Annotated in this window: 23 protein-coding genes and 1 pseudogene; 11 read left to right on the forward strand and 13 right to left on the reverse strand. The window is 37.4% G+C overall.

Features of this window, described 5'->3' with window-relative positions; all coding sequences use genetic code 11:
- The first annotated feature begins 13 nt into the window (after positions 1-13).
- Complete coding sequence (locus tag C7K42_RS12495) at positions 14-1,306, forward strand: acyl-CoA thioester hydrolase/BAAT C-terminal domain-containing protein (RefSeq protein WP_014125692.1); 1,293 nt, start codon at positions 14-16, stop codon at positions 1,304-1,306.
- Positions 1,307-1,420: 114 nt separating this feature from the next.
- Here C7K42_RS12495 and C7K42_RS12500 read toward each other — a convergent pair whose 3' ends face one another.
- Both C7K42_RS12500 and C7K42_RS12505 read right to left on the reverse strand, forming a co-directional pair.
- Entirely contained in the window at positions 1,421-2,086 is a 666-nt protein-coding gene (locus tag C7K42_RS12500) for a class I SAM-dependent methyltransferase (RefSeq protein ID WP_014125693.1), read from the reverse strand.
- Between the two features lie 189 nt (positions 2,087-2,275).
- On the reverse strand, positions 2,276-3,604 hold the full coding sequence (locus C7K42_RS12505; protein ID WP_094244139.1) for an IS4 family transposase: 1,329 nt from the start codon (positions 3,602-3,604) through the stop codon (positions 2,276-2,278).
- 368 nt (positions 3,605-3,972) lie between these two features.
- Here C7K42_RS12505 and C7K42_RS12510 point away from each other — a divergent pair, with 368 nt between their 5' ends.
- Complete coding sequence (locus tag C7K42_RS12510; protein ID WP_002331383.1) at positions 3,973-4,653, forward strand: IS6-like element IS1216 family transposase; 681 nt, start codon at positions 3,973-3,975, stop codon at positions 4,651-4,653.
- A gap of 165 nt (positions 4,654-4,818) precedes the next feature.
- Here C7K42_RS12510 and C7K42_RS12515 read toward each other — a convergent pair whose 3' ends face one another.
- Positions 4,819-5,661: a hypothetical protein gene (locus C7K42_RS12515; protein WP_094244138.1), complete on the reverse strand. Its 843-nt coding sequence runs from the start codon at positions 5,659-5,661 to the stop codon at positions 4,819-4,821.
- Between the two features lie 276 nt (positions 5,662-5,937).
- Here C7K42_RS12515 and C7K42_RS12520 point away from each other — a divergent pair, with 276 nt between their 5' ends.
- Positions 5,938-7,260 carry an IS1380 family transposase gene (locus tag C7K42_RS12520; protein ID WP_014123528.1) on the forward strand — a complete coding sequence of 441 codons (1,323 nt, stop codon included), beginning with the start codon at positions 5,938-5,940 and terminating at the stop codon, positions 7,258-7,260.
- A gap of 367 nt (positions 7,261-7,627) precedes the next feature.
- Here the strand turns inward: C7K42_RS12520 and C7K42_RS12525 are convergent.
- Positions 7,628-8,104 (reverse strand): annotated as a pseudogene (locus C7K42_RS12525) (IS6-like element ISTeha2 family transposase); the annotation flags it as partial.
- Between the two features lie 155 nt (positions 8,105-8,259).
- Here C7K42_RS12525 and C7K42_RS12530 point away from each other — a divergent pair.
- On the forward strand, positions 8,260-8,394 hold the full coding sequence (locus tag C7K42_RS12530) for a hypothetical protein (RefSeq protein WP_014125699.1): 135 nt from the start codon (positions 8,260-8,262) through the stop codon (positions 8,392-8,394).
- 39 nt (positions 8,395-8,433) lie between these two features.
- Entirely contained in the window at positions 8,434-10,128 is a 1,695-nt protein-coding gene (locus C7K42_RS12535) for an oleate hydratase (RefSeq protein WP_014125700.1), read from the forward strand.
- 234 nt (positions 10,129-10,362) lie between these two features.
- On the opposite strand, the gene C7K42_RS12540 is transcribed toward C7K42_RS12535, so the two are convergent.
- A complete protein-coding gene (locus C7K42_RS12540; RefSeq protein WP_016897246.1) occupies positions 10,363-11,043 on the reverse strand; it encodes an IS6-like element ISTeha2 family transposase in 681 nt (226 codons plus the stop codon).
- 148 nt (positions 11,044-11,191) lie between these two features.
- Between C7K42_RS12540 and C7K42_RS12545 the strand changes: the two genes are divergently transcribed.
- Positions 11,192-11,878, forward strand: coding sequence for a DUF6448 family protein (locus C7K42_RS12545; RefSeq protein WP_014125702.1), 687 nt, complete (start codon positions 11,192-11,194; stop codon positions 11,876-11,878).
- 443 nt (positions 11,879-12,321) lie between these two features.
- Here the strand turns inward: C7K42_RS12545 and C7K42_RS12550 are convergent, their stop codons facing one another.
- The 4 genes from C7K42_RS12550 to C7K42_RS12570 all read right to left on the reverse strand — a co-directional run bounded on the left by C7K42_RS12550 (position 12,322) and on the right by C7K42_RS12570 (position 16,171).
- The gene (locus tag C7K42_RS12550; protein WP_014125704.1) at positions 12,322-12,699 is read right to left on the reverse strand and encodes a pyridoxamine 5'-phosphate oxidase family protein; all 378 of its coding nucleotides are present in this window, start codon (positions 12,697-12,699) and stop codon (positions 12,322-12,324) included.
- A 759-nt stretch (positions 12,700-13,458) separates the two neighbouring features.
- Entirely contained in the window at positions 13,459-13,977 is a 519-nt protein-coding gene (locus C7K42_RS12555; protein WP_231834382.1) for a PBECR4 domain-containing protein, read from the reverse strand.
- Positions 13,978-14,136: 159 nt separating this feature from the next.
- Positions 14,137-15,435 (reverse strand): group II intron reverse transcriptase/maturase, encoded by a 1,299-nt coding sequence (gene ltrA, locus C7K42_RS12560; RefSeq protein WP_014124169.1) that lies wholly within the window; start codon positions 15,433-15,435, stop codon positions 14,137-14,139.
- A 559-nt stretch (positions 15,436-15,994) separates the two neighbouring features.
- On the reverse strand, positions 15,995-16,171 hold the full coding sequence (locus C7K42_RS12570) for a hypothetical protein (protein WP_014125723.1): 177 nt from the start codon (positions 16,169-16,171) through the stop codon (positions 15,995-15,997).
- Positions 16,172-16,312: 141 nt separating this feature from the next.
- Between C7K42_RS12570 and C7K42_RS12575 the strand changes: the two genes are divergently transcribed.
- Together C7K42_RS12575 and C7K42_RS12580 are read left to right on the forward strand one after the other, a co-directional pair.
- Positions 16,313-16,993, forward strand: coding sequence for an IS6-like element IS1216 family transposase (locus tag C7K42_RS12575; RefSeq protein ID WP_002331383.1), 681 nt, complete (start codon positions 16,313-16,315; stop codon positions 16,991-16,993).
- A gap of 303 nt (positions 16,994-17,296) precedes the next feature.
- Positions 17,297-17,512, forward strand: coding sequence for a hypothetical protein (locus tag C7K42_RS12580; RefSeq protein ID WP_041591858.1), 216 nt, complete (start codon positions 17,297-17,299; stop codon positions 17,510-17,512).
- Positions 17,513-17,652: 140 nt separating this feature from the next.
- On the opposite strand, the gene C7K42_RS12585 is transcribed toward C7K42_RS12580, so the two are convergent.
- The gene (locus C7K42_RS12585; RefSeq protein ID WP_014125725.1) at positions 17,653-18,285 is read right to left on the reverse strand and encodes an SdpI family protein; all 633 of its coding nucleotides are present in this window, start codon (positions 18,283-18,285) and stop codon (positions 17,653-17,655) included.
- A gap of 298 nt (positions 18,286-18,583) precedes the next feature.
- Here C7K42_RS12585 and C7K42_RS12595 point away from each other — a divergent pair, with 298 nt between their 5' ends.
- Both C7K42_RS12595 and C7K42_RS12600 read left to right on the forward strand, forming a co-directional pair.
- On the forward strand, positions 18,584-19,942 hold the full coding sequence (locus tag C7K42_RS12595) for an IS4 family transposase (protein WP_124175371.1): 1,359 nt from the start codon (positions 18,584-18,586) through the stop codon (positions 19,940-19,942).
- Between the two features lie 397 nt (positions 19,943-20,339).
- Positions 20,340-21,308: an asparaginase gene (locus tag C7K42_RS12600; RefSeq protein WP_014124342.1), complete on the forward strand. Its 969-nt coding sequence runs from the start codon at positions 20,340-20,342 to the stop codon at positions 21,306-21,308.
- 50 nt (positions 21,309-21,358) lie between these two features.
- Here the strand turns inward: C7K42_RS12600 and C7K42_RS12605 are convergent, their stop codons facing one another.
- The 3 genes from C7K42_RS12605 to C7K42_RS12615 form a co-directional block, all read right to left on the reverse strand.
- Entirely contained in the window at positions 21,359-22,096 is a 738-nt protein-coding gene (locus tag C7K42_RS12605; protein ID WP_014124341.1) for an acyl-ACP thioesterase domain-containing protein, read from the reverse strand.
- Positions 22,097-22,298: 202 nt separating this feature from the next.
- The gene (locus C7K42_RS12610) at positions 22,299-23,609 is read right to left on the reverse strand and encodes an ISL3 family transposase (RefSeq protein ID WP_061841477.1); all 1,311 of its coding nucleotides are present in this window, start codon (positions 23,607-23,609) and stop codon (positions 22,299-22,301) included.
- Positions 23,610-23,779: 170 nt separating this feature from the next.
- On the reverse strand, positions 23,780-25,174 hold the full coding sequence (locus tag C7K42_RS12615) for an L-cystine transporter (RefSeq protein ID WP_014124339.1): 1,395 nt from the start codon (positions 25,172-25,174) through the stop codon (positions 23,780-23,782).
- A 249-nt stretch (positions 25,175-25,423) separates the two neighbouring features.
- Here C7K42_RS12615 and C7K42_RS12620 point away from each other — a divergent pair.
- On the forward strand, positions 25,424-25,907 hold a 484-nt coding region (locus C7K42_RS12620; RefSeq protein WP_148084632.1), incomplete at its 3' end, for an MFS transporter.

The following is a 25,907-nucleotide window of genomic DNA, read 5'->3' on the forward strand; positions in this document are numbered from 1 at the left end:
TGAAGGAGAATTTATGACTGCAACATTGCAAGTTAACCCTATCCATTCATATATTGATGAAGAATTGATAATCAAAATTGTTGGAGCTAAGAAAAATACGAAAGTAACGATTCATGCCTCGACATATGATGAAAAACAAAAGAAGTTTCGCTCTTATGCAAGCTTTGTTACGAATGAAGAAGGTACTGCTAACGTATCACAACAACCGGTTGCGGGGACTCATGTCGAAGCTGACCCTTCAGGCTTGTTCTGGTCTATGGAGCATAGTGGTTCCAAATTAGGTGATTATTATGAAAAAAATAATGCAGATAAAATTTCTATTGACTTAGTTTTGCAAGTAGAAGGAAAAGAGGTTGATGCAATAACAATTAATAGATATTTTTATATGAATGATACTATAAAAGAAACTGTGCAACATGGCAAGACAATTGGAACGCTATTTCATCCCAAACATAAAGGACAATATCCTGCTGTCATAATATTAAGTGGATCAGATGGAGGGGCCCAAGAACATGCGGCAGCTTTATTAGCTACTAAGGGATATACAACACTTGCTTTGGCTTATTTTGGCGTAGAGGGGCTTCCAAAAGATCTTGAAAACATTCCGTTAGAGTATTTTCAAGAAGCGACAAAGTGGCTAAAAAATCATCCATATGTCAATGGAGATATAAACCTAATGGGGCATTCAAGAGGAGGAGAACTCGCGCTGCTTTTGGGAGCAACATTTGACGATTACCAATCCATTATAGCTAGTGCGCCTAGTGCCTACATGACTCCTGGGATGAAAAATGGCATTTTTTCGCCTGTACCTTCATGGACTAGTAATCAACAAACTTTAGTAAACGTTAAATTTAAGTTTCGTTTCAAAACTATCACGTCTATGTTAAAAAACTGGATACTAAAAAAACCAATCTCTTATCTATCTATTTGGGATGATACATTGAAAAAGCAAAAAGCATTAGAAAAAGCAAGGATTCCGGTAGAAAATATTCATTCGCCTATGCTATTGATCGCTGGAGAAGGTGACCAATTGTGGCCCTCAAGTCAATATGTAAAAATAATGGAAGCTAACCTTCAAAATACAAAATGGTCTAAAAGTAATCGTTATTTATACTATGAAAATGCAGGCCATTTTTTATCATTTCCCTATAGCTTAGTTAACTTACCTGCGAATGTTTTTATGAACATAGGCGGTAAAATGACAATGACATTTGGTGGTTCAAAGCGAGGAAATGCCGAAGCCGCCAAGGACTCTTGGAAACAAATTCTTACTTTCCTTGATGAAAATAATATTGACGAAATATAAGCTAAAATAATTTAAACATAAGACAATGACTACTTTAAATTATATTATTTTGTTTAAAAAACGAGCTGGTTCTCTTCGTAGAAGCAATTCGTTTTTACATTTTTTATTTAACAATTATCGTGATTTGCCAAGTACCATCATATAGCGATGTTCAATCGAAGGTACAAATCCTTTTTTCACAATTTCATAATGTAATTCTGTTAGTCCTTCAAGACATTTTTCAACTGAAAAATCAGGAAATTCCCACTCGATAATAGACGCATAATAGGCAATAGCACCGGCGTCAAAAAACTTAAGTTGAGCATAAAACTCATCGCTATTTAATACTTCAAAACCGATTTTTTCCGCTTGTTTTAACTGATAGCTTAATTGGTTGCGCAAATCAACTTTTAATTCTTTCTTCAGCAATCGTTTTGAGAGAACACGACTATTTTCACAGCCGACTTGTTGCGTGATAAATATGCCTCCACGCTTTAATGTACGGTATACTTCGTCCAATCTAAAAGCTTCATGCCGATTAATGATGATATCAAAGGTATTCTCTTTGTAAGAAAGAACATCGTCTTCTTTAACAAACTTCACAGTAATTCCTAGAGGCTCCAATTTTTCTTTACATAGTTGATAGTTAGGTAGATAACCTTCAGTGACAGAAGTTTTATGACCGGGATGCTCAAGAGTTAAAAGGACCTCTCCTCCTCCTGTCCCCATGTCTAACAATTGATCAGTTTCTTTTAAATATTGCCTTACTATTTCTAAATAATCCCAAGGTAGTGTGTCCATTTCCCATCTACCACTATCATCTAAATAAGAAAAATTCCAACCTTCTAAGGCAATGTCATTAACTTAAGCGTGTTGACAAAATAAAATCCAAAACAAACACAAGCTATCACTGTGTTTTGTTTTGGATTTTTTAATTTTTGTAAAAAAGAACGACTTAAATACACCAGCTAAAGACAAAAAGCCTTCTGTTCAGTAAGTATAACGATAAGAGCGTCTCGATTTGTTTTTACTTTCTTGTCGCCTGGCCTTTCTATCGGGTCGAATGGGGACAAGGTACGCTGTTAATAAGTTCTCCATTTGTATGATACTTTCTTCTCGTTTTTCATAGGTTTCCCCCATGATTGATTGGATGAAATAGGTTTTGATAATGCCAATTGAAATACTAATATTTCGTTTCATTTCGTATTTATAGCGCTCTTGAGGGATCGCCTTGGATTCATTTACCTCCATAATATGAAGCATCGTTAGATTGTATAACCACACACAACAATAGATGTCTTGAAAAATCAGCCGTTCTCGAAATCCACTAAATTCTTCTAGCTTCATACGATTTTTCAACACATTATAGACTGTTTCAATCTCCCACCGCAAACGATAGATTTCCCGCAGCCCTTCTAAAGAACATTCTTCTTGTGTAAGGTTGGTCAATAGTACCTCATTGTACCATTCGTTCGTATCCTTTCGTAGAATAGGAATCTTCACAAAACGTAAGCGATACGAGGTATTCATCAACTTTGTTCGGAAGCGCTGATCTTTCCGATAGTAGTTGGTTTGTTTCCTGTCAAAAGTCATATCAAACATTTGATCCTCACCGGAAGATAACTGTTGGGAATAACGTTTTAAGTTGCGCTTGTCCATTCTTAAGACAAACTTCTGTTTATTTTCTATTAATTGATCCACGAGTCGCATGGAAAAATAGCCACGATCAAATGTGGTAATGGTAGGATATCTCATCATTTCTTTTAACTCATCTATATGTTTGGCGGCAAATGTTCGTTCGCTAGAAGCGTACGCACCGACGCACGTATCAATGACTAACTTATTGATGCAATCATAAAGTACTGACACTCTTGCCATCACAGGACTATTCTCTAGAGCATCGTTAGTTACGCCATATTTCTCCATATTTTCTGATGAAGAAGGTAACGTAAGTGTGGAACCGTCAATAGCGGTTAGAATATACCCATTGAATTTTACTAAAGAGCTCGCACGGTTTTCATAAATCATCGATAGATAATCTTTCATCATCAATTGGATGGCCTTAGGATTATAATTCATACGTGCTTTGTAGAACCCAACGGTTGAAATATCCAAAGGTGTTTCTAATTCGCGATAAAAATTTAAAAGTTCAGAAAATTGGGTGCGGCCTTTTTGCGCAAACATTTGAAGCATCAGTTGATACGGCGTAATTTTCCTTCTCCGAGTAAATGCTTGGGGGTTTCCTTCGCGAATGTCTTCTAAATAAATTGACTGAGCTTCCTGTACGTAGTCTTGAAATTCCAATAAGGTAGCTCGCATTTTTAAGGACTCCTTTCACTGTTCTCTCTACACTTTAAGTATAGACGAAGGAGTGCAATAGAAAAAGCAAGAACCCAACATTTCATGGATTCTTGCTTTTTCTATTGTCAACACGCTTAAGTTAATGACATTGCCTTCTAAGGAGCGCTCTGCTTCTTGTTTCCAATAATCAATAATTTTTTTCATAATGTTTATCCTTTCGTATTCTTTCATTCATGATTACGATACGATAAACTGCGACAAAGTTACTCGATACGCCGTCGCGTTTTACCGTATCGAGTGGATAATTCGTTGGGTTCTGTTGCAAAGTTTTAAATCTACTATCAGATAAGGTAGAATAATAGAAAAAGATAGCAGGAGGAATGACGATGAGTCATTTTAAAGGAAAGCAATTTCAGCAGGATGTGATTATTGTAGCCGTGGGCTACTATCTTCGTTATAACCTTAGCTATCGTGAAGTTCAAGAAATCTTATATGATCGTGGCATTAACGTTTCTCATACGACGATTTATCGTTGGGTGCAAGAATATGGCAAACTACTCTATCAAATTTGGAAAAAGAAAAATAAAAAATCCTTTTATTCATGGAAAATGGATGAAACGTACATCAAAATTAAAGGAAAATGGCATTATTTGTATCGAGCCATCGATGCAGATGGTTTAACCTTGGATATTTGGTTACGTAAAAAACGGGACACACAAGCAGCCTATGCTTTTCTTAAGCGGTTAGTGAAGCAGTTTGATGAACCGAAGGTTGTAGTCACAGATAAAGCCCCCTCTATTACAAGTGCCTTTAAGAAACTAAAAGAATACGGCTTTTATCAAGGGACAGAACATCGTACCATTAAATACCTGAATAATTTGATTGAACAAGACCATCGTCCAGTAAAGAGACGCAATAAATTCTATCGAAGTTTACGCACTGCCTCTACCACGATTAAAGGCATGGAAGCCATTCGAGGATTATATAAGAAAACCCGAAAAGAAGGCACTCTCTTCGGGTTTTCGGTCTGTACTGAAATCAAGGTATTATTGGGAATCCCAGCTTAAATCATAGATACCGTAAGGGGTTTTATTCTTTATTTAAAACTTTGCAACAGAACCAATAAAAACATACACAAAAAATAAACGATCGAGCATAAATTTCTTAAAGAGTTACGAAAGAACAATACGATCAGTCCTTTCTTTTTTATATATAAAACATCTATATTGAAGTTACCAAACAGATTTTAGGGCAATTAACTTTGCTAATTGTTTTTCACGATGCTGCCTTTTTTTGGGATCACTATGTTCGAGTAAGAAATAAGAGGCTTTTTTTAGCTTCTGCGGATAACGTTGATACAGAAACCGATAAAAGTTGACTAAGCTAGTTACTCTTTGAAGAGATTCTTTTATAAAGTTCATAGTCTGGTTGAGTTCACTTGCTGAATCACATTCCCTTTTTAGATCTTCAAAAGATAAATTGATCTGTTTGTAACATTCACGAAATTTAAAAATGATCATATCATCGTTATCAATGGACAAGTTTAGGGGAGCAATCAACGCTTTTATTTTTGCTTTTTGTTTTTTGTATAACTGGAGTTCATGATATTTCTGTTCGTTAAACACATGATAATCAACGGATTGAGCTTTTAGTACATCCCATCCGTAAATTTTAGCTGTGATTGTTCGATGATTTCCTTCTGAACCATAGTATTCTTTCGCATCGCCCTTTACATAGCAATGAAACGTTATGTCATCTTTCTTTTGATAGGCTTGCTTAACGGTTCTTGTATCTTTTGTTTCTAGCAGTAATAATAAATTGAGAAATTTTATTTTATTTAAATTAAATGATTGTAGTGGTATATCAGGTGGAACACCTAAAACACTATAATTCAACAATTCAAACCATGAATAACCACTAAGCCTACTAACCCCTTTTATTTGCGAAACAGGAATCGTTACATGGTTTTTAGTTTGTCCTTTATCGTAATACCAGAGATATTCTTCTTTCGGATCTCCTGCTATTCTTGGATTTCTTATTTTCAACCTTACTTTTCTTAATGCTTTTTTTGTCAATTCCTTGCTCTAGCAGAAAAGATTCTAATCCCTTTAGTTTAATCTGTTGTTCCAGTGCTTCTTTTTTATCCGTAATTAAACACTCCTTTCAAAACCAAAAAATCTTAAAAAACATTATGAATCCTGAATGATTTATAAATTTTTCCAAGAATGATTCAATCCTTGGTATGCTCATTTTTCTAAAAGTTTAGTTGCTTCACCTTTTGGGTGTACAAAAAGAACGCACTTCGTGTTATTGTAAAGTCGACAAAACATAACAATAAGGAGTGCGTTCTTATGTCTTTCACTTTACAACAAAAACCATTAATGTTCAATTCTCAAAAGAAAATTTCTATCGCCAATGATGGGGGCGCCTTAACCAATGATGCCGGAATGGTATTGGTTGCCGAATTTTTAAAGAAGATTCATTTTGATCAGTTATTAAATGAACGGATTTATATCAACGATGGCCGCAAATTTTCACATCATTCCTGGCTAGAAATCTTGAAACAATGGCTTTATCAATTGATTGCGGGATATTCACGCGATCGAGACGCCAATAAAGTGCAATACGATCGCCTCTTTCAAGAAGCGCTTCAACAAGAAAACCTTAGTTCGCAGTCCATGCTTTCGACCTTTCTGCATACATTAACGACAGAAAATGTGTCGCAACTTTCACAAGTAGCCAAAGACTTAGCGGATCTATGGTTAGACCATGACAATACACAACACTTAGTGCTCGATTTTGATTCGACGGCTTGTCCCACCTACGGGGAACAAGAAGAAGCCGAGTTTATCTATCACTATGGCATCAATGGCTATCATCCGTTTGTCACTTTTGAAGGATTGACCGGGCTTGCTTTAGATGTTCGCCATCGTCACGGAAAATCCTATACGTCTACCCATGCCGAAGATTATCTCGAGGAGATGTTAGATCGATATCAGCAGCGATCCAGTGATCCTCTGATCATGGTTCGTGGAGATAGCGGATTTGCCAAGCCCGAAATTTTTTCCCATTGCGAAGACCGTCAAGTCCGTTATGTGATCAAACTCAAAAGCAACGCCCGTTTGCTCGACCACATTCAACATCAAGTCCTTTATCAAGATGACACCGATTATACGAAAACCGAACAGCAATATTTTCTAATGGACTATCGGGCTAACAAATGGCGACAATCACGTCGAGTCGCCATGAAAGCCACTCGTCTTGCCGGGTCCTTACTTTTTAGCGATTTTCAGTTTATCGTTACAAACTTTGAGAATCTCGATCCCAAGACGATTTTTCAACTCTATCAAAAACGAGGGAACATGGAAAACTTCATTAAAGAAATGAAAGGCGGCTTCTTTGCCGAAAAAACAGATAGCGCTTCGTTTACCGCCAATCAAGCGCGTTTAGCCTTAAGTTTTATGGCTTACAACATTATTCACTTGATGAAGCATCTAACCTTTCCTTCGACAGAAAAAGCGACAGTGATCGATACCATCCGTTTTAAACTGTTTCATATAGCAGGCAGAATGACGGCGCATGCACGACAAATTCAAATCCATCTTTCGAATACGAATGTTTATGACACTTTATTCTGGGACGTTCTTGCCAGAATCCAGCGACTGAATCTATAAAAATGAGAAAAAAAGAAGAAAAAATAGCGTCTTGATTTTCGCCTTAAAGACATTCTAGGAAGAAGTATGTTCACTTTTAGATATAGAAAGTTGTCCAGCACCGTCATTTGCCAAAAAAGGCAAAGAAATGATTCAATAACATCAAAAAGACGCTTTCATTCGGCACGAAAGTTATCCACAAGCTTTTTAGAAATCATCCAGGTGAATGAATCTATTTTGCTTTATTTGCTGTTTATTTCTTTGCTGTGATCGTTTTAAAACAAAATATGGCTAATTATACATAAGTAACTTAAATATGCTTAGAAGGCTTATGAGAGGATTATCAGGTAATATTCTTGTTTATAAGAAAAGGATAACAAAACAAAGTAACAATTCGGTGCTCAGTTTCGCTGTATAGCCCCTGCTTTTGTAACTTCCTAAAAGCACTAGCAATTGATGGTGCTTTATCTGTCACGATAACTTTCGGTTCCCCAAACTGCTTGTATAGTCGTTTAAAGAAAGCATAAGCAGACTGAGTATTTCTCTTTCGTCTTAGCCAAATATCCAGTGTCATGCCTTCTGAGTCGATTGCACGATAGAGATAATGCCACTTCCCTTTAATTTTAATATAAGTTTCGTCCATTTTCCACGAATAAAAGGACTGTCTATTTTTCTTTTTCCAGATTTGATAGATCAGCTTACCATATTCTTGAACCCAACGGTAAATTGTTGTGTGAGAAACGTTAATGCCACGATCATATAACATCTCTTGAACATCACGATAACTCAAATTATAGCGAAGATAATACCCAACAGAGATAATAATCACGTCTTTTGGGAATTGTTTGCCCTTAAAATGATTCATCTGTTGTCCTCGCATTCTTTTTTATTACATTTTACAATAAATCAGGTGTTATGGGGAACTTTGCAACAGAACCACTTGAACTATTTCCTCCTAAGGACTACAATGAACCCGTAAGTTGAATAAGACATAGAATAATCACGAAGGAGCGAAATCACATGAAGAAAAAAATGATCTTATCAAGTATCGGTTTAGGCATCGCTGCAGCTGGTGCAGGATATCTAGCGAAGAAGACAGGTTTCTTTGAAGATGATGCTTGGTTATACGATGAATATGATTCAACATTGAATTAACTGGAAGTTGAGCAAGATGTATAAATAGGAGGAAGCGCAATGCAAAAGAAAAAAGCAATCATGATCGGTGCAGGATTATCCAATATGGCAGCCGCAGTTTACCTGATTCAAGAAGGCAAATGGCAAGGCGACCAAATCACGTTTTACTCTCTCGACGATCATGGATCAAATGATGGGGCACCTACTGGGGATGTCACAGATGAATACTGGAACAAGAATCATCCTATGGAGAATCAAAAAGGGTATGTGGCGCGAGGCGGCCGAATGTTAAACTATCGAACCTACGTGGACTTGATGGATCTGTTGGATCGGATTCCTTCTGCGACGGAACCAAACATGACCGCTGCAGAAGATACCCGCGATTTTGATGCGAAACATCGGACATTTGATAAAGCCAGACTATTGGAAGGCGGCAAGGGGATCATTGATGGCGGTCATTTAGGTTTGAACAATAAAAGCCGTATGTTGCTGACACAAATGATCATGATGTCTGACAGTGATGAAGAAAAATTAGACAATGTCACCATTGCCGAATACTTCAAAGAAGATCCAGCCTTTTTTGAATCCAATTTTTGGTACATGTGGGAAACAACGTTTGCCTTTCGGACCCGGAGTTCCGCGCAAGAATTACGGCGCTATATGCACCAAATGATTTACGAATTTACACAAATCGAGCATTTAGTTGGGGTCAATCGGACACGCTACAATCAATATGAAAGCATTATGCTGCCTTTGATCAATTACTTGAAAGAACAAGGGTGCCACATCGTCCTCGATCGGTTAGTCACAGATTGGTCGTTCAAAGACACCACGATGCAAGATAAAATCACTGTGACTGGGTTGCATATGTTGAATGTGACGACCAATCAAGAAGAGTATGTTGCAGTTGATGATGATACAGCTGTTATCTTTACCAATGGGTCAATCACTGATTCAGCGACATTAGGTGATCTTGATACACCAGCTGCAGAAAATATGGATTACGGTGCAGCCTCTAGTCTTTGGAAGAAAGCGGCTGAGCAGTTTTATAATTTGGGTACCCCGGATAAATTTTTCGCGGATCGTGATGCGAGCGAGTGGGTCAGCTTTACTTTGACGACCAAAGACCATCTATTACTGAATGAAATCACACGTATCACTACACAAGAACCAGGAAATGCCTTGAATTCATTTATTTCCACAACGCCGATTTCGCCTTTACATCAAAAAGATGTCAATATGTCGATCGTGGTCCATCACCAACCACACTTCACCAGTCAAAAACCGAATGAAACCGTCATTTGGGGGTACTTCTTATATCCGCGTCGAGTAGGAGAATTTGTGACTAAACCCTATATCGAAATGACTGGGAAAGAAATGGTGCAAGAATTGATTGGCCAGTTGTCTAAAGTCGATCCCGGACCGGGCAATATTCGAGACAAAGAAGCATTGATCATGGATAGTGTCATCAACAATATTCCTGTGTATATGCCGTATGCCTCTGCATTGTTCAACAATCGTGCCAAAAGTGATCGGCCAAAAGTGATTCCAGCTCATTCCACCAATCTGGCTTTCACTGGAGAATTCGTCGAACAACCCTATCAAATGATTTTCACAGAACAAAGTGCTGTCCGTTCTGGGGAAATTGCGGCATTCCACTTTGCCGGCATACCAATGTCACGGTTGGTACCTACACCACGCTATGACAAAGATTTGAAAACGTTGGCTCGTGCGGCGAAGAAGATGTTTGCGTAAGACCTGCAGACTGAAAAATGAATACATGCGCCTACACAAAAAAGCTGCTTCCTTGATCCTGTAATCAAAGGTTGCGGCTTTTTTGGTATAGATGATAGTCGTAAACAATAAACCAGGATTGCGAGAAGTTTTTCTAAACGATTCAAAACAATTTATAACAGTAAATTATTTGGATATACGGTTCTGTTGCAAAGTTTCAATACTGAGTACAAAAGTCCCATTCTGATACTTTGACTATGCTGGTATACCCATCAAAACTTTAATTTCAGTAGATACCGAAAAGCCGAAGAGCGTTCCATTTCTTCGGTTCTTTTTGTATATGCCTCTCAATGCTTCTATGCCCTTAATCGTAGTTGATGCAGTACGAAGACTTTGATAAAGTTTATTTCGACGTTTAACAGGTCTATGATCTTGCTCAATTAAGTTATTGAGATACTTGACTGTCCGGTGCTCAGTTTCGCTGTATAGCCCCTGCTTTTGTAACTTCCTAAAAGCACTAGCAATTGATGGTGCTTTATCTGTCACGATAACTTTCGGTTCCCCAAACTGCTTGTATAGTCGTTTAAAGAAAGCATAAGCAGACTGAGTATTTCTCTTTCGTCTTAGCCAAATATCCAGTGTCATGCCTTCTGAGTCGATTGCACGATAGAGATAATGCCACTTCCCTTTAATTTTAATATAAGTTTCGTCCATTTTCCACGAATAAAAGGACTGTCTATTTTTCTTTTTCCAGATTTGATAGATCAGCTTACCATATTCTTGAACCCAACGGTAAATTGTTGTGTGAGAAACGTTAATGCCACGATCATATAACATCTCTTGAACATCACGATAACTCAAATTATAGCGAAGATAATACCCAACAGAGATAATAATCACGTCTTTTTGGAATTGTTTGCCCTTAAAATGATTCATCTGTTGTCCTCGCATTCTTTTTTATTACATTTTACAATAAATCAGGTGTTATGGGGAACTTTGCAACAGAACCTTTCTTCTATACTGTAGTCAAGTTGTTGAAGATGTTATCAGTGACTAAAATATAAAAAATATGGAGGAAACAAAGATGAAAAAGAATTTTAAAAAGTTACTCGGAGTTACAGCAGTTGGCGCAGGTTTATTTTTAGCCAATCCACTGACTGCTGAAGCACACTGCGATACGGAACAAGGACCAGTCTATGACGCCCTCCAAACGTCTTTAGAGGAAAGAAGCTTTGACTATATCGCACATTGGGTGCCAGAAGCGGACGAAGCAGAATTAAAAACGTACTTTGAGCGTACAATGTCCGTGAAAAATAAAACAAAAGATGCAGAAATTAACGACTTAGCTGATGATTACCTCTTTGAAAACTTTGTCCGTATCCACCGTACTAGTGAAGGTGCTCCTTACACAGGAATCAGTCATGAACCGGTTGATCCAGGAGTGGCAGCTGCTGATGAGAGTATCGAACAAGAAAGCTTAGCCCCATTAGAAGAAGCAGGCTTTGTGACCGATGACAACCGCGAACACGTCGAAGAAGTATTTACTGACCTACTTGAAACCAAGATTTTTGAAACTGGTGACACAGAGGCAGGCCGTGCTTATGTTGAAAACTACGTCACGTTCACCCACTTATTCGAAGAAGGTCATGATGAAGCACATGAAGAAGAAGGACATAAAGAGGAACAGGACGCACATACTGAAGAAGTGAACGCAGAGTCAGAAGAAACAGAAGGCAACTGGTTTACACAACTTTTTAGTGACTGGTTTTAATTAAATAAACATAAATCATACAAAAAAGAAGTTTTTTCAAGAAACTTATTTTTTGTTAGACAGCTCTCTTGTGTAGAGAGCATCTTAAAAATTGTTTCAAAACTATTGGTGCTCCCCACCAAACAACTGTTTTAGTTGCAGGTGATGACGCAGATGCTAAGAACCAAGTTTTCGTTGCTCTAGATGGCGCTGAAAAGATTAGCTGGAATAGTGGATTTGGACTTTTCAATTAATTGTAAGTAATGGAACCGATCTACATTTTTGTAGAGCGGTTTTTTATTTGCGTTCTACTTACAATCCAGATAAAAAAGGACTCTGACGCTGTTTAAGCAGTAAAGTCCTTTTTTTAATCAATGCATCATTTTGCTGGTTTTCATGTCTCTTAAACGATTAACCCTTTTAGAAATATAGTAATTCATAATAACCAAACTTTTAATAAGAGATTAAAGCAATTGTTTTTGAGATTCTACGGTAACTTCAAGTAATTTATTCATAAAGGGATAGTCCTCTTTCATTTGGTCAAACTCTTCGCCAGTATCGAGGAAACGTGCCCGTCCTTCAATTAAGAATCCTGTTCCTTGATAACCATTGAAACCTTCAACTTCTCGACTACCTAGAGTTAAGATAACTTTGTCGTTCTTTATCATATCTGCTTGAACGCTTGTAAATCCAGCGATTGGAGCTAAGATGCGTTCATCGTTAGTTATACGTAAATATGAGTTCCAAGTACAACGAACATGTGGGGTCTCACTGCTTCCCCATGATGTAACAGAAACCACACCCTCGTGCTGGATAACTTTGAAAAAATTTTCACTTAACATATTTCGCCTCCTATATTAATCTATCGTATTTCATAGGAATCATACCACTAAAAGAACATATGTTCAATGGGAGTGTTGGTTGGAGAACCCCTTGGGCTAAGTTGGACCAGGTGCCACACATTTAATCAATGGTTTTTATGAAGCTCGTGAAGATATTCAACCGGTTCTTGCAATCTTGAGTTCCTGTGTATTAAAGGAGCAAAACATGGACGCAATTCTAGATATGAACCAAATCGAATTAGTTAAAACGTATAATTGATTCCTGCTTTTTTTGATGCAGAAAAACATAGCATAGAGGAGGAATATACCTCCTCGTACTCATAACTTAAGATTAATAACACTAAATTAACAGACTATACGTAGTGTCTATTTGCTATGACCATATCTTATATCCATAAGTCAACTCAGCCGGACTAAATGGGCTAATCTTACTAGAACATAAACTGCACTTGATATGCAAATTAACCCTGAATCGGAAGGGTGCTTAAATTGGATATTAACGGAGGGATAAAGTAAAATTTATCTCTAGGGAATGTTTAGAAAGGATCCAAGTTCCTTAACAAGTGACAATTAGTAATGTAGTAACAACGATAGATTGTATGCCGAACATTTCAATCTGATACGTATAAAAGACGATTTCAAGCTCATCCGTGATAAAATAACCCACATGAATGATTTGAAATCGTCTTAAAATGCTTTATTTTATAACCCAAAATAGAATAATTACTTCAAAATGACGTCGCATATCACTATTAATGATTAATCGATGACTTCCATAATCATTTTAAGTTCCCCGGATGTTAAATCCTCGCTAAAAATGCCAGTAACTTTTTGTCCAGGTCCAATTTCCTTTGATGATAGGTTTAACAAAGAGATAGGGATATAGATTAATCCGTTTTGTTTCAAAGATAGAGCCAATATTTTTTTCCTTGTTCGAATAGCTGCATCATAGCGAAGAGAAGAGTAAACACCTCTGCCAACAATAGAAATATGCTTCCCCAATAATAAATCAAGGCTACCTATTACTTGTAATTTCTGAAAGGTCGTCCCATCCGTTTTGATTTGAATATCCTGTAAATTTATTTTCCTGTCTAAGGCATCTTGAAAAAACAAGTGTGTGCCTCTGCGATAATCAATGCCACAGAGGTGCATAAAATTAGTTGTCGAAAAAATAATCGCTACCGTTGAGACTTCTCCGACAAAGGATACTTTTTTATCTACAAAATGTTCTTGTAAGAGATGGGCAGCCTTATAAATCACGTTTAACTGTCTGGTAATTTAGGTTGTCTCTTTTATAGACATGCGTTTGTATTCTTTTTTTGCCACGTGCGAAGAATGCTCCTTTTTCCCAATAGGGTAGAGGGGAAATAAGATTTCCGCCCCTCCCGTCGCACCGTACGTACGGTTCTCGTATACGGCGCTCCATTTGTATTGTTTTCACGCTTGATTAAGATAGTAATTTAAAGGATTGACCAATCCAGGTCGATCCTTTTTCTTTATGGCTAAAACTTTCGGACTTAGGGTAAAATTGACGACGTCCATGCCACATTTCCTATACCAACCTAATCTCGAATTTGCCACCTTATAAATATTTTCTTTGGTAAAATGGCATTTGAATAATCGGTTTAATTGTTGTAGATTCGTATAGATTCGTTGTGGCAGTTTCCATTGCTTTATGATGATCACTCGGACTTTATGTCGTAACCATTGCCCAAACTTTGCTAGATAGGTTTTCATATTCCCGATACGGTAGTAATTGATCCAGCCTCTTATCGTTTGGTTGAGTTTCGTGAATGTCACCGCTAAGGGTCGTGACACAGCCTGTTTTCTTTTAAGGATGGCTTTCGTTTTATCATAGAGCTTTGTTTTACTGACTTTGCTCGGTTTACACTGCCAACCCTTCTGGTTCTTCCAGAAGGTAAACCCTAAAAATTGACTCTGTGTCGGTCGTACCACCTTGGTTTTTGTGACGTTCACTCGTAAGAAAAGCTTTCTTTCAATCCAACTCGTAATAGATTTCATTACACGATTGGCTGCCCGCTCACTTTTGACAAAGATATCCGTATCATCCGCATAACGGACAAAATAGAGTCCTCTTGCTTCTAGTTCTTTATCCAATTTGTCCAGATAAATATTCGCTAAAATGGGACTTAAAGGTCCGCCTTGCGGAACGCCCGTTTCATTCGGACGAACAAAGCCATTTTCCATAATCCCTGCTTTTAAGAAAACACGTATTAAGTGAAGCGTTTCTCTATCTTTGACCCGTTCTCTAAGGGTCGAGATTAATTTATCATGATGAACCGTATCAAAATATTTCTCAATGTCCATATCAATGAGCCATTCATAACCTTCATTCAAGTAATCAAGAACTTTTTCAATCGCTTGATGTGCACTTCGATTGGGACGAAAACCATAACTGCTTTCACTGAAGTGAACATCGAAAATGCGACTCAGCTGTTGCGCGGTTGCTTGTTGTACCACACGGTCCACGACACTTGGAATCCCTAAAGGTCTTTGTTTTCCATCGGGCTTAGGGATATAAACTCGTTTGACTGTTTTCGGACGGTAAGTCATCGATCGAATCTCTTGAACAAGGGAATGTCCGTGTTGATAGAAATAATGGTCAAGTTCGTCGACTGTCATTTTATCAACACCCGGAGCGCCTTTATTCTTTTTGACCTGCTCGATGGCTTGTCTCATGTTTTGCTGGCTCGTGATCTTTTCAATGAATCTCATGCGCTGTTCCTCCTCTAGGTGTAGATGGATCCAAGATCGTCCTCACTACTTTTCCCATCGATAGTTACGTTCTACCGTTCTAGGGTATCCTCGTTTCCGGACTGCTTGGATATTTTCTTCTAGCGATTCACACTATACAAACATTCAGCCCTTCACTACATGTAATATCATAGCTACTATGGCCTCGGCTGACTTCTTACGACAAACCTTTTTCGACCGTTCGCAAACGTCCGTAAGATCTCCCAGGGTAAGACACTTATCTTTCTCTCCACAACCTCTTGATTTACTGTCTTGGTTTTACGTTTACCTTTTGGACTTCGGCTTGATATGCAGCCTTATCCACCATTTAGCCTCATCAAGTTCCTGTGCGTAGGTTCAAGAGATTTGCGCCACCACTTCCTTCACCCCATCATCGCTGATTTCGGCTTGTGGCTCGCTACACTTGGCGGTAACTACCCGTGACTAGACTTTCACTAGCTAGATAAATGCCATGCCTGGCACACATAAAAAAACGCTAGCTTTTTCGCTAACGTCTTAGAAAAAATATCAAAATTTATACTCAAATTTCTTCGTCAATTTCATCAATCATTTGATGATTAATCTTACTTTTTTCTTCTTCGGTTAAATCAAAAATTTCACTCGCTAAGTACTCTTTTTGGTTCCAATGATAAAAAATTTGATAAATATATTCTGTCGGATCTACTTCTTTAAGATAATCTAAATCTCCATTTTTCAATTTCTTTCTTGCCTCTTTAAACAGTCCAGAATAAACAAGAATTTGTTTCCCTTTGAGTGATTTATAAGGTTCTGTTGCAAAGTTTTAAATCTACTATCAGATAAGGTAGAATAATAGAAAAAGATAGCAGGAGGAATGACGATGAGTCATTTTAAAGGAAAGCAATTTCAGCAGGATGTGATTATTGTAGCCGTGGGCTACTATCTTCGTTATAACCTTAGCTATCGTGAAGTTCAAGAAATCTTATATGATCGTGGCATTAACGTTTCTCATACGACGATTTATCGTTGGGTGCAAGAATATGGCAAACTACTCTATCAAATTTGGAAAAAGAAAAATAAAAAATCCTTTTATTCATGGAAAATGGATGAAACGTACATCAAAATTAAAGGAAAATGGCATTATTTGTATCGAGCCATCGATGCAGATGGTTTAACCTTGGATATTTGGTTACGTAAAAAACGGGACACACAAGCAGCCTATGCTTTTCTTAAGCGGTTAGTGAAGCAGTTTGATGAACCGAAGGTTGTAGTCACAGATAAAGCCCCCTCTATTACAAGTGCCTTTAAGAAACTAAAAGAATACGGCTTTTATCAAGGGACAGAACATCGTACCATTAAATACCTGAATAATTTGATTGAACAAGACCATCGTCCAGTAAAGAGACGCAATAAATTCTATCGAAGTTTACGCACTGCCTCTACCACGATTAAAGGCATGGAAGCCATTCGAGGATTATATAAGAAAACCCGAAAAGAAGGCACTCTCTTCGGGTTTTCGGTCTGTACTGAAATCAAGGTATTATTGGGAATCCCAGCTTAAATCATAGATACCGTAAGGGGTTTTATTCTTTATTTAAAACTTTGCAACAGAACCGAATTAAAGTTAAAGGGCTCTCAAGAATTTATTGATAAAGAAAAGGAAGCTTTTTTACAAAAATTACCTGAGCTAATTGAGCTGCAAACAGCTCAACCAGTTGATTCTGATACATCCATTTCTGATACCGAAATAAAAGCTGAAAAAGATTTTTCTGCTGGAGAAAAAGAAAATGTCTTTGTATATGAATCAATTGTAGAATTCCTAAATTCTCATGACTTCTCTACTCAAAAAGAAATGGTCTTGGGAATGGCGTATTTCATTGATTGCGTACAACAAGACTCTCCAGTTATTACAGGAAAGATTAACGCATTATTTGACGAAGCTCGCCAAAAGAAACCTAATACTTCAGATAATTTAAATAAACTGGTAAAAAGCGGCGATTTAATGCCTATAAGTGGTAACAAAGGTAGTTATAAACTTAGCAAACAAGGTATGGATACAGTTGACCAAAGACATAAATAATAATAAAAACTCCATAAAAATCCGTGTATGTTTGTTGTTAACAAATTCAAACATACGCGGATTTTTTAACTTTTATTGATCAATAGGTTTAAATGCTGTCATTGAATAATTTTCTGATTTTTATTCAGTTTACATAGATTTTAGATTTCTTTTTTAAATAACGCAAAAGAAAATAAAACAGGTAAGATAATAACCATAGCGATAATCGCTATTAATAGCCAAATCTGTTGTAAAAATGCATTTAAAATGAATAATAAACCACCTAAAATGTATAGCCAGCTAGCCATTTGATTCGTACGATTCCAATTTTCTTTACTATTTAATGTCCAAGCAAGTTTGATCCCGACACTATAATTTTGTTTTACCTTGTGCAGATAGTTTCCTAAAACAATAAACACAAGACCAACAAGTAAGTTAACCAGCAAACCGACATTTAAATTATAACCCAATGCAGTCACATATGTTGCTAAAAAAACAGCAGAGGAAACTAAAGGAATAATCCATAAGACGGCTTTAAATATTTTATCATTAATATTCTTTTTCTTAGGATCATAACTTGTCAGTAGAAAAACTAACCACTGGATAAAAAGCATTAAAAAAGGTAGACCCAAAACAGTCATAGCTTTGCTGCTCCATCCATCAGGAGCGTTATTTGCGCCAAAATGGGTCGCTATTTGTTCTGGTAGCTCCCCCCACAGTATCAATCCGATAATTAATGGAAATAAAATAATCAAGCTTGTAATAGTCATTGTACTTTTGTATTCACTCTTCATTCTTTCGACTCCCCTCTAACTCGATCAACCACGACATTAATTCTTCCAAAATAGATGTATTTAGATCATAGTAAATAAAATTTTTTTCTTTTTCTTCCCAGACAAGACCTGCTTTTTTTAAAATATTCAAATGATAACTCAAGTTTCGCATACCCAAAATGATGATGTCCCTTTGATAGAACAACGCTGATAGTAAAATAATGGTTCGCTTGACTTTTGTTCAAAGGATACAAAAAGAACTCCTTTTGTTTTATAATGGATTTAACGACAAATCTAAAAACAAGGAGTTCTTGCTCTTATGATACACTTAAAAAACATCAAAAATCAATTACCAAATGAAATGAACGCAATTTTTTCTGAACTGAACGTCCTGAAATGTTTACGACAAACCTCTATTTGTAAGCAAAAAGGCTATTCTCCCGCCATTATTTTTACTTTTCTTTTCAGTTTAGTGTTTAAGGGCAAGACCTTGAACCAAGTCCTCAGCGGACGTGAAGCAGATCAATATATGAAGAAAGATACCGTTTACCGTTTGATGAACGATCCGCACAATAATTGGCGTAGCTTTCTGCTTCGTTTTAGTGCTTCTGTGATCGAAAAGATCCATCGATTAACAGATCCAAGTACCCATCTACGTACGCTTGTTTTGGATGACTCAACGTTCTATCGAAATCGAAGTCAGAAAGTGCCTGGTTTGGCGCGCCTTTGGGATCATGCTTTACAAAAAGGTTATAAAGGCTATCGCATGCTAACTTTAGGCTTTTCTGATGGGTACTCTTTTATTCCTATTGATTTTGGATTGCTTTCAGGCAAAAACCAAGTCAATCAAAAACAAGCGGAAAGTGATCAAAGAACGAGTGGGGCAAAACGCTTCAAAGAAGCCCAACGATCTATGCCTGATGTGGCCATTGAGATGGTGCAAAGAGCCCTTGATCAAGGCGTTTACGCCAGTCATGTGTTAATGGATAAATGGTTTACCTCTCCTAAAATGATCGATCGTTTGCATGATTTAGGCATCCATACCCTAGGTATGGCAAAAAATGGCAAGACCCAATATTTTTATCAAAGACGTTTATATAAATTAAGCGAACTCTACCAAAAGTCAATAAAGGAATACTGTCAAGAAGCCATCATTTCCTCTATTATTGTTCAGCCAAGCAGCGGGAAGACCCCCGTCAAAATCGTTTTTGTCAAAAATCGGAATAACCAAAGTGCTTGGTTAGCCCTTATGACAGATGACCTGACTTTGTCATCCCAAGAAATCGTGAAGACGTACTCGGTTCGCTGGGACATAGAAACGTTCTTTAAAGTTTCCAAATCTCTCCTTCATTTGTCACAAGAAACCCAAACGCGCAATTATCAAGCCTTGATTTGTCATACCACCATTGTGTTCACGCGCTACATCTTATTAAGTTGGCAACAACGCTGTGCCAATGACGAGCGGACCTTAGGCGGCTTATTTTATGAACTTGCTGACCAAATAAAAGAACTTGACTGGTCGGTGGCTTTATTAGAACTAATGGACATTTTGCAAGCAGTCAGTGAAAAAGCGAGTCATAAACTACAAGACTTCATTGAAAGTCAACTGCAGCTCTGGATCGATACGCTGCCCAATTATATCAAGGCTTATCTACCGAATTTGGTGTGCGAAACTTGAGTTATAAAGAGAAAAAATGTCTGACGCAACAAAATATAATTTGTGCATAAAGTCTTCAAGGAAAAATTGCTAAGCAATTCAAGGCTATTGAGCAAAGACAGGGAATAAAATGTTGAAATGCTCCCGGATTGGTAAAATAAAGACTATATCCTTGTTTTTCAGATAAAACTTTTCTATTCCTTTCTTCATGTTTGGATTTTCGGATAGGATTTTTCTAAACTATTGTCCGTGATTTCGTTTTCAGATAATAGATTGTCGAACTTTTGTCCGTTATTTACTGTTTATTTGTCCATTAGAAAACCTCAATAATTTTTGCACTTAGTAATTTGTTGTATTTTCTTTTCTTCACTTTTACGATAAAATTGATAGACTAGCTAAAAAAGAAAGGGTGAAAGTAATGAAACAAATTCTTGTTTTACATACTGGCGGTACCATCGCTATGAAAGAAAATCCGGCTACTGGAAGTGTAAGTCCGGACGCAAAAAATCCATTAACAGATGCACCGATTACCCTGCCAGAAAACGTCCATTTGATCACAGAAAATATTTTCAACCTCCCTAGCCCGCATATTACACCTGAACATATGCTTAAAATAAAAGAACGTATACAAGAGGCTTATCAAAATGGCATAGATAGTGTGGTTATTACCCACGGCACTGATACTTTGGAAGAAACGGCTTATTTCTTAGATCTAACGATCGGTAACTGGCTTCCAATTGTTCTCACGGGTGCAATGCGTTCAAGTAATGAGTTAGGTAGTGATGGCTTATATAACTTCGCCAGCGCTATACGAGTAGCAGCTTCACCAGATGCCAAAGACCAAGGTGTGTTAGTTGTGATGAATGATGAAATTCATGCCGCTCGTTATGTAACCAAAACTCATACTACAAATGTCGCGACTTTTCGCACCCCTTCTATCGGTCCCATTGGTATGATAAATAAAAATAACGTTATATTTTTACAAAAAATTTTGCATTCACAATATACAGACATCTCCTCAGCATCTGGCTTTATCCCTATCCTAAAAGCTTATGCTGGTATGAGCGGTGAATTATTAGAAGGCTTAGCTCATCTATCGCTAGATGGCTTAGTCATTGAAGCCTTAGGAGCAGGTAATTTGCCTCCAGAAAATATCGTCCCTTTACAAAAACTATTGGATGCTCAAGTGCCAATTGTTTTAGTCTCACGTTGCTTTAACGGGATTGCTGAAGCTGTTTATGATTATAGAGGCGGCGGAAGCGAGTTACAAAAAATGGGCGTGGTTTTTTCTCCAAATATTAATAGTCAAAAAGTCCGAATAAAATTATTAATTGCGAATAATCTCCAACTAAAAAAAGACGAATTGACCGACTTTATGCAACATTAAAAGAGTCCCTTGTTAGCTAGACTTTTATGCTAATTAACAAGGGACAACTTTTATTTTTCTTGCCACTCAATTTGAGCTTCACAATATTTTTTATCTGCAATTTTAATCGCATGACGTGTTTGCTTGCCACTTTCCTGATCCACGATCTCATAAAGACTTTCAATCTGCTTGCCATATTCAACTTCTTTATCAAAACGAACGTTTATATATTTAGGCTCATAAGTGGTTAAAAAGTCATAGCCCAAGCCATCAATCAACCAATCAAAGTACACGGAATTATTGACATGATGATTACTATCGATATCATAAAATCGAACGTTATATGCAGTACTACTTGGATTTTCTAAAGACTCAACTTTTGGTGGACGTTTGATTTTAGTAATTTTTTCACTTTCAAACGGTGCAATAATGTCTTCAGTTACACTACTAATTTTACGTGTTGTATAGTTCATTAAAGAAAAAATAGATTCAATATGGACTAGCTCTTCCCCAGATTCTGTGGTAATCCAAAAGTCCCGATAGCAGAAATATTTATTATATTGCATTGCTTGAGTCGTCACTTGAATTTTTTCATTTACCCTTGGTAAACGAGAAATGAAAACTTCATAATGTGTGATAATCCATGTTACACCAAATTGATGTATGTAATCATTTCCTCTGTTCAATAGATCACTTTGTTCTTCTGACACCTTGATGACAATCGCAATCATGGTCGAAAGTTTCATTGTATGGTTTACATCACACTCGTAATAAGTCACCTCATGTGGAATTGTATATTTTGCTCCCAAACCAACAATCCTCCTTTATAGCTATTAAATATTCAACAAAACAATTATAACAGAAAATTTTTTATGCGTCTGTTCTTCCCTTGTTTTCTCTTTTTAATCTAAAAAAAAGAAGAGCACGCGCACTCTTCTTTAAGAGACTCTTTGTCAAATAGTGTTGGTAAAGAAAACACGACGAATAAAGGAAGCAGTTAGACGCTATTGTCTAGCTGCTTTTTTTCGCTTGTATAGGTAAGGAACCAGGTTGGAAATATTTTCCTCGGTATAAAAAGATCCGTTGCCGAAAGTTCTCAAAGCTATGGAACCCATAAGCGACTCGTTTTAGCACTTTAATATGATTATTTAACCCTTCTAAAGGACCGTTAGAATAAGGCACTGTCAAAGCAAGATGAATCTCTTTTCGATATTTTCGGAAGGTCTTGATTACAGGCTGAAACGGGTCAGAAAGCTGGGACCCATCGGTTTTCAGTAATTGATCAAAACGTGCTGTGTCTTGCTTATGAAATGCGGAAAGAAAGGATTGATAGAGTTTATAGCCTTGTCTAAGGGCAGAATGATAACGTAATAAGCGATCGACAATCTCTTGCTCGGTTAAATGATCCCGAAAACTAGGCCGCCAATATCGATTTTTATAATCAAGCGTCCAAGCTTTTTTCTGTAGAAGTTTCCAGTATTTTTTGAGGTGCTTATATTCCTTTTGCCGACGGTGAAAGGTGTTCATCACTTGTTTCCGCTGTTGTTGGAAAGCTCGTCCAATATGTTGGCTCATATGGAAACGATCAATGACTAACTGGGCATTAGGAAAAAGGGTTTTGACTAAGGAGGCATACGGACTGTAAAAATCCGAAACGACATAGTGCACCTTGGCTCTTTCCTCTCGAGGATAACGTGCAAAATATGCTTCTAAATGAGGCAGTTGTCGATTGGCGACAATCTCTAAGAGCTGCCGCGTTTCCCCGTTCATCATAATAAAACTCATGGCGCCAGAAACCCGTTTGACCGATTGAAATTCGTCAAAACAAAGCACTTCTGGTAAGGAAGTATTGGGAGATAGCTGTTTGGGTTGAAAACTGTGAAGCACACGTAAAACCGTTGTCGGCGAAACATGCTTCAACCGAGCGACCATTGACATCGATAAGGGTTGCGATAATTTTTCTGCAATGGCGAGTTTGACACGACGAGCGATCGAACAATGACGATCTGCGACACTGGTTTCGGCGATAGACGTTTTCCCGCAAGTTTTACAACGAAAACGTTGCTTCTTCATTTTAAGTAAGGTTTTGTATTCACTCACATCGTTGAGTTGAATCGTCACTTCCTTAAACCCCCATTTCATTAAACAGGCGGTTTCTTCTTCGCCACAGTGAAAACAGGCTTGCGGACGATAAGAAAGCCGACCATAAAAAACAAAACAAATGTCGCCGTTGATGGCTTCTTTTTGAAAACAATTTTCTGCAAAAGTTAGGTTTACATCTAGGATATCTAGGATTTCTTTAGTATAATGAGAGATGGACATCTTGAAACACTCCTTTGGATATTTGTTTGGTAACTTTATTCTACGAGTTTTCAAGGTGTCTGTTTTATATTTTGCTCAGAAAACATAAAAAAACTAGCATTGGCTACAAGAAATTGATTCTTGTTTACCAACACTAGAAATTATAGAGCCCTTTAAGAAAATTCTTTTAATTAAACTTCATTTTCTGTAACTACTTGGTTAGAATCATTTAAGGTATCGCGATCTAAATCATGGAGCCTTGCGCTTGTTACAACGCCGACAACCATACTATCACTGACATTAACTAATGTTCTAGCCATATCAATTAATGGTTCAACTGAAATCACTAGACCTACGATAGCTAACGGCAAGTTCATTGAACTCAATACGATCAATGAAGCAAATGTCGCGCCACCACCAACACCAGCTACACCGAATGAACTAATCGTTACCACTAGGATTAGCATCAAAATAAAACGCCAATCGAAAATGTCAACGCCAGCCGTTGGTGCTACAATAGTAGCCAACATTGCTGGATATAAACCAGCACATCCGTTTTGTCCAATAGAGATACCAAAGCTTCCTGCAAAGTTTGCTGTCGCATCTTCGACACCTAAAGCTTTCGTTTGCGTTTGCAGATTCATTGGTAATGCGCCCGCACTTGAACGTGAAGTAAAGGCAAAACTCAATACAGGGAATGATTTTTTAAAGTAAGTGATCGGATTTACCCGTACAGACATGAGTAACAAACTATGCATAAGTAACACGATAATTAAACCTACATAAGAAGCGATAATGAATGTACCTAGGTTAATAATTGCACCAAAATCACTTGTTGCTAGAACGTTTGTCATCAAAGCAAATACACCAAAAGGCGTAAGGCGTAAAACAAGCGTTACAATACGCATAACGATATTGTATAAGCTTTCGATAATACGATTGAACGTTTCAGCTTGTTCTGGCGCTTTGCGCTTGACACCTAAGTAAGCTACACCAACAAAAGCAGAGAAGATAACAACACCAATCGTACTTGTATCCCGACTACCAGCAAGGTCCGCAAACACATTCGTTGGGATAAAAGATAGAATTTGTTCAGGAATTGATAGATCTTGTACTTCTGATTGTTGTTGCGTAATTTCAGCAATCCGGCTTGTTTCTTCAGAACCTTGAGTAAATTGGGCTCCGTCCAAATTAAACAACATAACCATTGAAATTCCAATCAAAGCAGCAACTGCCACAGTTCCTAACAGTGTTGCTAATACGGAAAAACTGATTTTCCCGATTTTTGAACTTTCCTTCATGCGTGTAAACGCACTTACAATGGAAACAAAAACCAATGGCATGATGAGCATTTGAAGTAATGCAACATAACCGTCACCAACAATGGACATCCAATCAAGCGACTGTTCTACAACTGGACTTTCTATACCAAAAATCAGCTGTAAAAGGCCCCCAAAAAGGATACCAGCAAACAAACCAGTAAATACACGCGTTGAGAACTTCGCATGTATTTTTTGCATGTGATAAAACACATATAAAACTGCAACAAATAAAAGTAAAACAATTACAGTGAGCAGATTTGTCATTTAACTTCCTCCTTTAATTTCTACGTATAATGACAAGTCCGTCAAGGGAAGTAAAGGTTCCTAGTGACCATTCTTCAACAGTACACTCTAATGAAAATGCGTGTGAAAGATTCATTAGTGACGGTTTCATTATAAACGGACACATATCGAATGTCTAATATTTGTTCTTGTATTTAGTAAGTTAGCAACTGTTAGCTATTGAAAAGTTGTGCTATAGTAGATAAGCATGCAGTAAAGGAGGCATTTTTTGTGGAAAAACAATCCAATGATTTAACAAAACAGTTCATTTTTTTACTGGCAGCAACTTGCGGTATTGTGGTTGCTAATATGTATTATGTCCAACCAATTGGCACACAAGTCGTTGAAAGTTTTCAGGTAAGTACCAGCTCGATTGGCAGTGTAACGATGCTAACACAAGTAGGCTACGCCCTAGGTTTACTATTCATTGTTCCTTTAGGAGATGTTTTAAATAAACGAAGGCTCATTATCTCAATGGCTGCCCTATCCTCCTTATCATTATTAGGCGCTTTTTTTGCGCCAAATTTTCAATTATTTATCCTGGCGGCCTTTATTATCGGATTACTTTCAGTAGTCCCACAAATTATTATTCCCTATGGCGCAGTATTAGCTGGACCCGAAAAACGGGGCCAAGTCATGGGAAAACTTTTGAGTGGGCTCTTGGTAGGAATTTTATTATCACGCACGTTTTCTGGTGTCGTAGCTAGTTTTTTGC

The organism is Tetragenococcus halophilus subsp. halophilus DSM 20339, from assembly GCF_003841405.1.
Lineage (GTDB): Bacteria > Bacillota > Bacilli > Lactobacillales > Enterococcaceae > Tetragenococcus > Tetragenococcus halophilus.